At 45.4% G+C, this 12,411-nt stretch carries 9 protein-coding genes; 3 read left to right on the top strand and 6 right to left on the bottom strand.

From position 1 onward, the window contains the following. The first annotated feature begins 254 nt into the window (after positions 1-254). Together L3V37_RS05335 and L3V37_RS05330 are read left to right on the top strand one after the other, a co-directional pair. Positions 255-3,290 (top strand): FAD-binding and (Fe-S)-binding domain-containing protein, encoded by a 3,036-nt coding sequence (locus tag L3V37_RS05335; protein WP_237305961.1) that lies wholly within the window; start codon positions 255-257, stop codon positions 3,288-3,290. A 73-nt stretch (positions 3,291-3,363) separates the two neighbouring features. Further along, on the top strand, positions 3,364-3,825 hold the full coding sequence (locus L3V37_RS05330; RefSeq protein WP_005377951.1) for an isoprenylcysteine carboxylmethyltransferase family protein: 462 nt from the start codon (positions 3,364-3,366) through the stop codon (positions 3,823-3,825). A gap of 110 nt (positions 3,826-3,935) precedes the next feature. Here the strand turns inward: L3V37_RS05330 and L3V37_RS05325 are convergent, their stop codons facing one another. The 6 genes from L3V37_RS05325 to hutC all read right to left on the bottom strand — a co-directional run bounded on the left by L3V37_RS05325 (position 3,936) and on the right by hutC (position 11,414). Continuing rightward, positions 3,936-4,661, bottom strand: a complete 726-nt coding sequence (locus L3V37_RS05325; RefSeq protein ID WP_047100718.1) for a DUF3581 domain-containing protein — start codon at positions 4,659-4,661, stop codon at positions 3,936-3,938. A gap of 335 nt (positions 4,662-4,996) precedes the next feature. Then, entirely contained in the window at positions 4,997-6,532 is a 1,536-nt protein-coding gene (hutH, locus tag L3V37_RS05320) for a histidine ammonia-lyase (RefSeq protein WP_017634855.1), read from the bottom strand. A gap of 11 nt (positions 6,533-6,543) precedes the next feature. Continuing rightward, positions 6,544-8,241: a urocanate hydratase gene (gene hutU / locus L3V37_RS05315; RefSeq protein ID WP_237305960.1), complete on the bottom strand. Its 1,698-nt coding sequence runs from the start codon at positions 8,239-8,241 to the stop codon at positions 6,544-6,546. Positions 8,242-8,314: 73 nt separating this feature from the next. After that, the gene (gene hutG / locus L3V37_RS05310; RefSeq protein ID WP_047100717.1) at positions 8,315-9,325 is read right to left on the bottom strand and encodes a formimidoylglutamase; all 1,011 of its coding nucleotides are present in this window, start codon (positions 9,323-9,325) and stop codon (positions 8,315-8,317) included. A gap of 1 nt (position 9,326) precedes the next feature. After that, the gene (gene hutI / locus L3V37_RS05305) at positions 9,327-10,577 is read right to left on the bottom strand and encodes an imidazolonepropionase (protein WP_169628417.1); all 1,251 of its coding nucleotides are present in this window, start codon (positions 10,575-10,577) and stop codon (positions 9,327-9,329) included. 129 nt (positions 10,578-10,706) lie between these two features. Continuing rightward, positions 10,707-11,414, bottom strand: coding sequence for a histidine utilization repressor (gene hutC / locus L3V37_RS05300; RefSeq protein ID WP_237305959.1), 708 nt, complete (start codon positions 11,412-11,414; stop codon positions 10,707-10,709). A gap of 248 nt (positions 11,415-11,662) precedes the next feature. On the opposite strand from hutC, the gene L3V37_RS05295 reads away from it, so the two are divergent. Beyond that, a complete protein-coding gene (locus L3V37_RS05295; protein WP_130546015.1) occupies positions 11,663-12,406 on the top strand; it encodes a sporulation protein in 744 nt (247 codons plus the stop codon). Positions 12,407-12,411 lie beyond the last annotated feature (5 nt).

Below are 12,411 nucleotides of genomic sequence, written 5' to 3'. Positions count from 1 at the left end.
TCATCTAGAAACGCGATTCGTTCCCCAATGTAAGGCATCAAGCGTGAAAAAATAAAGCATAAGTTTAATTATTGTATCGAGATTCTGATTTGCTCGTCTTTTTAAATGTTGTAAAGTGACGAAATTCAAAGAATATTACTTCACTAACTCTTTTGTGGTGTTTTTTTTCGCTTAGCGCCAATTTGTATGAGAAGTGAGCAAATAATTACACAACCCGCAGCTGATCGGATCAGCGTCGTAGGGGCAGGAAGCAAATGTTACCAAGATTACACTCGCAAACTGATGTCGATCCTCTTGTTCTTAGTTTTCTGAAAGAGCTTGAGCACGCCGGATTCACTGGTGATATCGAAAGCCAATATTCAAGTCGACTAGCGGTTGCCACTGACAACAGTGTTTACCAGCAACTTCCTCAGTCTGTCGTTCATCCCAAAACGACAGAAGATGTTTCTCTCCTCGGGAAACTGAGCAATAAAGAAAAGTACGAACGAATTACCTTTTCACCTCGTGGTGGCGGCACGGGGACCAATGGTCAGTCGCTAACCAAAGGTATTGTGGTGGATATGTCTCGCCACATGAACAAAGTGCTTGAGATTAATGAGAAAGAAGGCTGGGTTCGTGTACAAACTGGTGTAGTGAAAGACCAGTTAAATGACGCAGTTCGCCCTTATGGCTACTTCTTCTCTCCAGACTTATCTACCAGTAACCGTGCAACGATTGGCGGCATGGTCAACACCGATGCTTCTGGTCAAGGTTCTCTGAAATACGGGAAAACATCCGATCATGTTTTGTCGCTACGAGCGGTGTTTGCTGATGGCTCAGTTTTAGAATCAGATCTGTCCAGCGGCTACCCAAAAGAAGGCGAGTTTGCTGCCAAGGCGCTACGAGTAACGGAATCCGTATGTCGTGAAAAACGCCAGCAGATCGTAGATAAGTTTCCTCCCCTTAACCGATTTTTAACGGGCTACGATTTAAAAAATGCCTTGAATGAAGACGACGACCGTTTCGATATCACACGAGTACTGTGCGGCGCGGAAGGTTCATTGGCATTTATTACCGAAGCAAAGCTTAACCTGACGCCAATTCCGAAAGCGCGTACTTTGGTTAACGTTAAATACAACAGCTTTGATTCTGCACTGCGTAATGCACCGTTTATGGTAGAAGCGAAGGCGCTGTCTGTAGAAACCGTTGACTCAAAAGTGCTTAATCTCGCGAAGCAAGATATCGTTTGGCACACCGTGAGCGATTTACTTACCGATGTTCCAAATAAAGAGATGCTTGGCATCAATATGGTGGAATACGCAGGTCAGGACGAAGAGGAAGTTGCTGCTCAGGTTGCAGCATTGACCGCCAAGCTCGATACCATGTTGGAAACAGAAGAAGCGGGCATTATCGGCTACCAAGTTTGTAACGATGTAGCGAGCATTGGGCGTATTTACAACATGCGTAAAAAAGCGGTGGGTTTGTTAGGCGCAGCAAAAGGTCGTGCTAAACCGGTCGCATTCGCTGAAGATACCTGTGTGCCACCAGAAAACCTGGCGGACTTTATTGTAGAGTTTCGAGAACTGTTAGACAGCAAGTCTCTGAATTACGGCATGTTTGGTCACGTCGATGCTGGGGTGCTTCACGTACGTCCTGCGTTGGATTTGTGTGACCCGCACCAAGAAGCATTGATGCACGAAGTGTCTGATGAAGTGGTCAAGCTGGTGGCGAAATACGGCGGTTTGATGTGGGGTGAACACGGCAAAGGTTTCCGTTCAGAATATGGCCCTGAGTTTTTCGGCGACGAGTTGTTTACTGAACTGAGACGTGTGAAAGCGGCATTCGATCCACACAACAAAATGAACCCGGGCAAAATCTGTACACCGCTGGATAGTGATGCAGAGCTTGTCAAAGTTACCGATACCAAACGTGGTTACTATGACCGTCAGATTGACGTTCAAGTACGTGACAGCTTTAAACAAGCGATGGAATGTAACGGTAACGGTTTGTGTTTTAACTACGATACTAGCTCGCCAATGTGTCCATCGATGAAAGTAACAGCCGATCGTCGTCATTCACCAAAAGGTCGTGCGGGTTTGGTTCGCGAGTGGTTGCGTCAGCTCACTGAACAAGGCATTGATATCCTTGACTTAGAAAAGCAAACGCTAGAAAACAGAACATCAATCAAAACCATGATTGACCGTGTACGTCATTCTATCAATCGTCGTCACGAATACGATTTCTCCCACGAAGTGTATGAAGCGATGAATGGTTGTTTGGCGTGTAAAGCATGTGCGAGCCAGTGTCCGATTAAAGTCGATGTTCCGAGTTTTCGCTCACGCTTTTTAAACATCTATCACTCTCGTTACCAACGTCCTGCAAAAGACTATCTGGTTGCCAACATTGAGACTATGCTGCCGATGATGGCGAAAGCGCCAGGTGTCGTAAATGGTGTTTTGAAGCAGTCGTGGGTGAAAAGTTTAACGGCATCTACGGTCGGGTATGTCGATGCGCCGTTGTTATCAGTACCCACCTTGAAACAACGAGTAGAGTCGCTGACAACGCCTTATGATCTGCAAGCGCTCAGTGGTTTGTCTTCGTCTGAAAAGAGCAAGCATGTTTTAATTGTTCAAGACCCATTCACTAGTTACTACGACGCTGATGTCGTTGAAGACTTCGTTAAGTTATTGAAAAAGCTGGGTATGAATCCGGTGCTTCTGCCGTTTAAGCCGAATGGTAAAGCACAACACATTAAAGGGTTTTTACGTCAGTTTAAGGACACAGCAGCCGACACAGCGAAGTTCTTGGCGATGGTAGCGGATTTGGATATCCCATTAGTTGGCGTCGATCCTGCTTTGGTGCTGTGTTATCGAGATGAATACGCTGAAGTGCTTGGCAGTAAGCGAGGTAATTTCGATGTACTAACAGCCCACGAATGGCTTTACCCAAGACTAGAAGCGTTTGAAAGCGGAGAGCATAAGGCGCAGGAACCTTGGTATCTGTTTGCTCACTGTACTGAGAAAACCAAAATGCCAAATGCGGAAAAAGAGTGGGGCGCTATTTTTGCTCACTTTGGTGCAGTTTTGAATACGGTACCTGTTGGTTGTTGTGGTATGGCGGGTACGTTTGGTCATGAGGTTGATAAGTTGTCGATGTCGAAAGATATTTACAATTTAAGCTGGAAGCCAAGCTTAGATAAGTTGGATAACGAGAGATGTTTGATTACAGGCTATTCTTGCCGCAGCCAAGTTAAACGCTTTGAAGGAACGAAGCCCAAGCATCCCGTTCAGGCATTGTTAACTTTGTTGTAATCGGACTAAATCAAGCCCAGTTTTACTGGGCTTTTTAGAAACCGTATTTAGACCCTTTCAAAGGATATGAATCTTGAGAAAACTTGAACTCAAAGTCCCACCTGTTGTGGTGTTTTTGCTAGTCATACTTTTGATGTACGGACTTAAAGTTTTGACGCCGAGCATGAACATTCGAGTACCCTTTGTTGAATTTGTAGTAGGTGTATTAACTTTGTTGTCTGGCTACATGGGCATTGCTGGCGTGTATGAATTTCGCAAAGTAAAAACCACAGTGAACCCAGTAAAACCTGAAGCGGCATCTTCTGTTGTAAGAACTGGTGTGTTTGCCTTTTCACGCAACCCTATGTATACGGCATTATTGCTTCTAATCATAGCAACTGGTTTGTGGTGGCAGCACTTGAGTGTGGTGCTTTGTGGCGTGATATTTGTCAGTTATATGAATCGGTTCCAAATCAAGCCTGAGGAACGCGTTTTAGAGCGATTGTTTGGTGAAGAGTATGTGGATTATAAAAACCATGTTCGTCGTTGGCTCTAAGCATTGCGTTTAGTTTTGTTTGGATGAGACATAAAAAGAAAGCCCAACGGTCGACGTTGGGCTTTCTTTTAGTAAACACGTTTTTTGTGCGCTTCTGATAGGGCAGTCGACTAGGCTGCCTTAACGAACTTTGCTAGGAATGCATCCTTACGTTCATTAAAGCGGCGTACAAGGTCGTCAACCGCTTCTTGGTCATATGGCTTCAAGCCACTTGCAACCATGCGCTTAATACCTTTACCAACGACTTCACCGTCTTCTTTGAACGCAAAGTTTAAGGTGACTACACCTCGTTTTCCTTCTACGTCGAATGTTGCGCCAGTGAAATCAACCTCTGGATGCGTAAGGTCTAAGCGTGAAAATTCGACTTCCATGCTTTCATAAATAACTAATGGACGCTGGCAGTTAATCATCATTTGCTTCTCTTCCATAAGAGGAACCATGATGTGAGGGAAGTTCATACCAGAAAATTGCACGTAATTTGTCACTACATGCTCAATAAATTCCGGATCGTGGTTAGTTTCACCTTCACGGGACATGTGTAAGTATTCTTTACCTGCCTCGTCAACAACAGCGCTTTCTTTGTCACACTTATTTTCAATATGAAGTGCTACACCATCGTTTACCATGCCAGAGAAGTTAAAACGCATCTTTTGGCTAACGCCTTCTTTACTAAGAAGCACAGCGAAAAGTAAATCTCCAGGGACACAAAAGCGTTTGTTGTCTTCATCATGAATTGGGTTGTAGTCACCTGCGACACGTTTTGCAAAGTGGCTTGCTTGTTCGCGAGTGAACTGAAACTGGTGATTAGTGTTTGAAAAATAAGGTGTTAGAAACATAATTTTTACGTAGTAACCAAAACTGTGTGGGATTATATGCGAATATCTGCGTAGCAATGGTCCATCCAGTGAAAACTTCACCGTATCCTAACAATAAGACACTATTTCGGCGGATAAACCGTCAAAAACGCATACTTTAGCAACGCTTTTATTTGTGAAAACAATAAACAACGACCTTTTCGCTCGCCTATCTTTTAAAGTATAGCCATCAAAGTAGGCAGGCGTTCATAAATAGTGCCATCAACATGTTTAATCGTATGTAAAAAGGCTCCACGCAGAACGTAGAGCCTTCAAGTCATCATCTTTTTATTCGGTGAAATGCCAGTTATGCTTAATTATTGAACACTGGGTAACAAGCTCTCTGGCATGAGCGTGTTGTGGATAGCCAGCTTAAGCAGAGTATTGGCCTGTTCAATGTCTGGAGCAAAGTAGCGATCTTTATCGTAGAACGATACTTTTTCACGCAACATTTGTTTCGCAATCTCAATACGCTCAGAGGACTTGTTTGGTGCTCTAAAGTCTAGGCCTTGTGCTGCTGAGAGGTATTCTACCGCCAGAATACCGCGAGTGTTTTCGCCCATTTCTTTCAATCTGCGAGCCGCGAATGTTGCCATTGAGACGTGATCTTCTTGGTTTGCAGATGTTGGCAAGCTGTCTACTGACGCTGGGTGAGCGAGTGTTTTGTTTTCACTTGCTAACGCAGCAGAAGTCACCTGAGCAATCATGAAACCAGAGTTCACACCACCATTGTCGACTAAGAACGGTGGTAGTTTTGATAGCGCGCTATCGATAAGTAATGCCATACGACGTTCAGACAAGCTGCCGATCTCGGCAATCGCAAGTGCTAGGTTGTCGGCTGCCATTGCAACAGGCTCCGCGTGGAAGTTACCACCAGAGATGATGTCACCATCTTCAGCAAACACCAACGGATTATCTGATACGGAGTTCGCTTCTACTTGCAATACTTCCGCCGCATTGCGGATTTGCTGTAAACACGCACCCATCACTTGAGGCTGACAGCGCAAAGAATACGGGTCTTGTACTTTTTCACAGTTAGTGTGCGAATCACCTATTTCACTCGATGTGTCCAACAAATGACGGTATGCGAGTGCTGCGTCCATTTGGCTGCGATGACCACGTACACGGTGAATGCGCGGATCGAATGGACGTCGGCTGCCGAGAGCGGCTTCAACAGACATTGCACCACAAACGGTTGCTGACGCGAAAAGGTCTTCCGCGATAAACAGGCCTTCCAATGCGAACGCTGTGGATGCCTGAGTCCCATTTAGTAGCGCTAAGCCTTCTTTTGGCGCCAGAGTGATAGGCTCTAGACCTGCGATTTTTAATGCTTCTTGCCCGGAAATGATATTACCGTTGTGGCGAGCTTGTCCTTCTCCCAGTAATACTGTGCTCATATGGGCTAGAGGAGCTAAGTCACCTGATGCGCCAACAGAGCCCTTTTTAGGTACGCAAGGGTAAACTTGTGCGTTGACTAGGTCGGTCAGCATATTAATGACTTTTAGGCGAATCCCAGAAAAGCCACGAGACAGACTATTGATTTTTAATACCATCATCAGACGAACCGTTTCATCTGACATAAACTCACCGATACCTGCCGCATGAGAAAGAACGATACTGCGTTGAAGTGTTTCTAAATCTTCTGGTGCTATTCGTGTGTTAGCCAATAGCCCAAAACCAGTGTTAATTCCGTAAACCGTTCGATCTTCCGCGATGACTCGGTCTACGACCTGTGTGCTTTCTTCAATGGCCGGAATGGCTTCAGGATCCAAAGTAAGGTTGACTGGTGAACGGCTCACTTGGCGTAGTTCGTTTAAGCTAATATGACCTGGCTTTAGCGTTAAATTTAACATCTCTTTCATCCTTACTTGAGCTTCTTCAGTTCTTCGTTGAGCATTGGCAAATCTAGCCCTTGCTCTGCTGCACATTGTTTAGCGATATCGTATCCCGCATCAGCATGACGCATCACGCCTGTTGCTGGGTCGTTATGCAGCACGCGGGCAATACGTTGTGAGGCATCTTCACTGCCGTCACAGCAGATAACCATACCTGAGTGTTGCGAGAAGCCCATACCTACGCCACCGCCGTGGTGCAGTGAAACCCAAGTTGCGCCGCCCGCCGTGTTGAGTAGCGCGTTTAATAATGGCCAGTCTGATACGGCGTCAGAACCGTCCATCATACCTTCGGTTTCACGGTTCGGGCTTGCTACAGAGCCAGAGTCTAAGTGATCTCGACCAATGACAATGGGCGCTTTAAGTTCGCCATTTTTCACCATTTCGTTGAATGCTTGACCAAGACGCTCACGATCTTTAAGACCAACCCAGCAAATACGCGCAGGTAAACCTTGGAACTGAATGCGCTCGCGAGCCATATCTAGCCAGTTATGTAAGTGCGGATTATCTGGAATTAGCTCTTTTACTTTTTGGTCGGTTTTATAAATGTCCTCAGGATCGCCAGAGAGAGCAGCCCAACGGAAAGGACCGATACCTTCACAGAATAGAGGACGAATGTAGGCTGGAACGAAGCCAGGAAAATCGAATGCGTTTTCTACGCCTTCTTCCAGGGCCATCTGGCGGATGTTGTTACCGTAGTCGAGTGTTGCGGCGCCGCGATTTTGCAGCTCTAACATCGCTTGAACTTGCACAGCCATGGATTTTTTCGCTGCTTTTACGACCATTGCTTCATCTTGCAAACGCATTTCTGCTGCGTGAGACATGCTCCAGCCTTGTGGTAAATAGCCATTGAGCGGGTCGTGTGCAGACGTTTGGTCTGTTACTACATCAGGCGTGATATTACGTTCTACCAGCTCAGAGAAAACGTCTGCTGCATTACCTAGTAGACCAACCGATACTGGTGTGTCTGACTCTTTAATGATAGCTAGCGCTTCATCTAAAGAAGTCGCTTTCTTATCGACATAGCCTGTACGTAGGCGGTAATCGATACGTGATTCATCACACTCTACTGCAATCATGGAGAAGCCCGCCATTGTACCAGCGAGAGGTTGAGCACCACCCATGCCACCAAGACCACCCGTTAGAATCCAACGGCCATTTGCGTCACCGTCAAAGTGTTTTTTTGCAACAGATACGAACGTTTCGTATGTGCCTTGTACGATACCTTGCGAGCCAATGTATATCCAGCTGCCAGCGGTCATTTGGCCGTACATCATCAAGCCTTGTTTATCTAGCTCGTTGAAGTGTTCCCAGTTTGCCCAATGCGGAACAAGGTTTGAGTTTGCGATAAGCACGCGTGGGGCATTTTTATGAGTAGGGAAAACACCAACAGGCTTGCCTGATTGAACTAAAAGCGTTTGGTCATCTTCGAGTCTTTCAAGTACTTCAACAATCTTGTCGTAACATTCCCAGTTTCGCGCTGCTCGGCCAATGCCGCCATATACAACCAGTGAATGTGGATGTTCTGCAACATCAGGATCAAGGTTGTTCATCAGCATACGAAGAGGGGCTTCGGTTAGCCAAGATTTTGCGCGCAGTTTATCTCCGTGAGGTGCACGAATTGTTCTGCTTGTATCAAGTCGTGGATCTTGTCCCTGGCGCTGTGTCATTTCAGACTCCTTTAGTTTCTCGTGATGACCAAGTACTTGCTTGGTCGTAATAATCAGTGGCATCTGGGATGCATTATGGTTTGTGCTGTTTTTCCGCCATTGCGTTGGCGATATCCCAACACAAACGGGCAGCTAATCGTGCAGTTTGACTATCGACGTCATAATTTGGGTTGTATTCGGCGATATCAGCCAGCATTAGCTTATTTTTGTAATGAAGAATTCGCTCTAAAAAGGGTGCAATAGTGTCGTAACTCACTCCCCGAGCTGCTGGTGCGCTGACTCCAGGTGCGGTTGCGGCAGGAAATACATCTAGATCAATGGTCAAATAGAGGTAGTCACAGTCGTCAATAAAATGCTGAAGCTGAGTTAAGTGATAACTGTGGTTTAAGTAGCAGAGCTGATTGTCCTCTACATACCAAACATTTAACGCATCTGCTTTTTCAAATAGCGCTTTAGTGTTGCTACTACGGCTTACACCAATACAAGCGTAATGAAAGTCCCAATCGTTACGTTGACAAAAATGATGAATTTGGTTGAAGGGTGTACCAGAGCTCGGTCTTATGTCGGTGAGGTTGCTCTCAAATGCGCGCAAATCGAAATGCGCATCGAAATTAATAATGCCGATTTTAGGCTTCTTCTCTGGATGGTGCGCTTTAAAATATTCCGCTAAGCCGGAAAACGAGGCCCACGCAATCTCATGCCCACCACCTAGCACGATGACTGGCGTATGGGGCAGTGCGCTTGAAATGGTTGCTGCACATAGAGCTTGGCTCTCTTCCAGTAAGTCGTCTTCACACACCACAGTACCTAAGTCATATAGTGGGGCGTCTTGGTGCCATGCTAAATTAGCGAGTGCTCGTCGGATTAAGTCTGGCGCTTTTTTCGCGCCAATGCGTCCTTTGTTTCTCGCAACGCCAGCGTCTGTAGCAAAACCGAGTAATGAGACGCCATGCGCAACGGCACTCAACTCATCTGCTTTTTGGCGTTGAACAACGTGATGAATTCGCTGACCAAGCTTGCCGTCCTCGGCATCATGACGGCCTTGCCAATGAAATAGGGGAGAGTGTAGGTCGAATTGAGACATATTATTGGCCTCCGTGTGAAATGTATTCACCATTTACTATACGACCTACCAGACGTTTTGCTCCGACTTGATAGCTTAAATCCGCAGGGCTTTCGATATCCCAGATAGAGAAGTCCGCATCAAACCCTACTTTGATTTCGCCACGTGAGTTTTGATAACCCAGAGCTTTGGCTGCATGTTGCGTTACACCACGCAGTGCTTCTTGCGGTGTAAGGCGAAATAGTGTGCACGCCATATTCAGCATGAGTGTGAGATCAGAAAATGGTGATGTACCTGGGTTGACGTCCGTAGCAATTGCCATCGGCACGTTATGCTCTCTCAACAACTCAATCGGTGGTAACTGAGTTTCTCTTAGAAAATAAAAAGCGCCAGGCAATAGAGTGGCGACAGTGTTTGATCGAGCAAGTGCTTTAACACCTTGCTCATCTAAAAACTCGATGTGATCCGCTGACAGACCGTTGTATTGCGCAGTGAGGGCTGTACCACCGAGATTAGAAAGTTGCTCAGTATGCCCTTTAACCTTTAAGCCGTGGCGTTTTGCAGCTACAAACACTTTTTCTGTTTGTTCAAGATTGAAACCAATCGATTCACAAAAAACATCGACACTCGTAGCTAATTCTTCCTTTGCGACAACAGGGATTATGTCCTGACAAATGTGCTCAATATAATCATCTGCACGACCTTGGAACTCTGGCGGAATGGCGTGAGCGGCGAGAAGTGTAGTGGTGATTTTAACTTTGCGCTCTTGTTCAAGCATTTTGGCTGCACGGAGCATTTTTATTTCATCATTCAGTGTCAATCCGTAGCCTGATTTCACTTCGACAGAAGTGACGCCGCTCGCGAGTAGCCCGTCTAAACGTGGCAACGCTAACTCAACTAATTGCGCTTCGGTTGCTGAACGCGTCGCATGCACCGTTGAAAGTATCCCACCGCCTTGTTTGGAAATTTCTTGATATGGCACGCCGTTTAAGCGCATTTCAAATTCGTTGGCACGATTGCCCGCGTAAATAAGATGAGTGTGGCAGTCGATCAAACCTGGCAGAACTAACTTGCCTTGAAGATCGATACTCTGAGGGTAATGTTGGGCAGACAACAGGGACTCGGTTTGTGGCGCGTCTTCACCAATGGCACAAGTACTGATCGCAACGATTTTTCCAGATTGAATACCAATGCGCGCTGGAGGCGTTGGAAGGTATCCGCACTCTCCCGATTGCATGGTAACTAGACGTGCGTTTTCAATCAGCAAATCCATGTTTGTGTCCCTGTGTTTATTTGTATCATTAAATGTATATACAAATAAATAGAGCAAAATAAGAATACTGACAAGATTGATGTTGCTAAAATGTGATCAAAACGTAGATCTAGAGGACAAATCTTGTCCTTAAATGAGCACTTTTGAGCTCAGCTTATATTTGTTACCAGGGTGATAAAGTAGGGCGGTACTGACTAACTTATCTTGGCTCCACGTTCTGCGATTCAAGAGAAGGCAAGGTTCATTGGCTTGCATTTTTAAGTCTTGCTTAATACGGCTTTCAGGCACAATTGCCTCTACAGTATGTTCTATCGCGCTGAGTGGGCAATTATCTGACAGATATTGATTTGGAGTGATTTGTGTGAAGTCTTGATTTAAATAACTCGGGGCATATTGGCTATTCACCCAGCGGAGCTCCAATTGAATCGGCGTTTGGTCTTCATAGTGAATAATTTCACTGTAAAACACTGTCGTACCTAGCATAACGCCGAGTTTTGTCGCAATGTTGTCATCTGCTTTTATGGCAATCTGTTTGAGCACTTTACTGCCATACTTTCGCCCTCTACCGCTGACTTCTTCGGCAATGTTTCGAATGTCTAGCAGGGGAGATTCTGACTTTTCACCAGGATCACACACGAACGTGCCTAAGCGTGGGCGACGTTGTAATCGGCCCTCATTTACTAAATCCCGAATTGCTTTGTTCACTGTCATTCTACTGACACCAAATTGCTCGGTAAGCTCAATCTCGGTGGCGATGCGATGACCAACTACCCACTCTCCAGCATCAATTTTATCCAGGATAAATTGTTTAATTTGAATGTAGAGTGGTGCAGACATAATGATCTCCCTTTATTTGACTATACAAATACTGCTTAATTTAGGTACAAATTGCAAACATTTCTCGACGAATGTACCGCTTAGTGACCGAGCAATCCTATTGAAGAGATGAATGACTCTTGCCGCTGAGCATTATTTGGATTGATGATTGAATTCAAACATTTTCTCGTGGTCTATTGCTTGCACAGCAGAAAACAATTGTGTAAACAAACGATTATTAGAAGAAAAATCGCTAAAAAAGGAAAAGTATGTTTAAAAAATTGAAAGCATCACTGGGGATCGGCTCTGCAAAAGTAGATACCATTTTGGACGAAATGAGCGTGTTTCAAGGAGCGACGCTGAAAGGGCATGTTCATATCAAAGGCGGAGATGTCGAACAACAAATTGATGCTATTACGATTAAATTGAACACGGAAATGAAAGTCGAAGTGGATGATAGCGTAAGTTACCAAACCTTCACTATTGATCAATTGAAAGCAGTTGACCCTTTTGTGATTCAACCTGATGAAGAAAAGCAGGTTCCGTTTGAGCTAAAACTGCATGATGAAACGCCAATTACTGCGGTTAGCGCACTTAAGAATCAATGTCATGTTTGGGTCGAGACGACGTTAGATATTGATTTTGCGATTGACCCGCGTGACCGTGACTATATTGAAGTGAAACCACTACCAGTAGCATCTCGGGTTATTCAAGCGATCGAGCAAGCTGGCTTCACTATGGTTAAAGCCGATGTTGAAAAAGGCTTTTTGCGCGGTGGCTCGTTTGCCTCTCGCTCTGGTATTTATCAAGAGCTAGAGTTCCGTAACAGCGGCTTTATCTCATCAAAAGAAATTGAGCTCTCTTTTATTCTGGAAGGGCAGGTCATGCATTGTTTGGCAGAGATTGACCGTTCGCTCAGCTTGGCTGGTGACCAATATCGCTCGTTTACGTTGCCGATCAATGCAACCGATGCTCAAGTCGCTGCCGCAGTTGCACCAACGCTAAATCTATAGCTCTC

Origin of the sequence: Vibrio sp. D54 (assembly GCF_021728075.1) — a bacterium.
Classification (GTDB): Bacteria; Pseudomonadota; Gammaproteobacteria; order Enterobacterales; family Vibrionaceae; genus Vibrio; species Vibrio alginolyticus.
The sequence above is the reverse complement of the archived record's forward strand: the minus strand, read 5'-3'. Positions and strand labels throughout refer to the sequence as shown.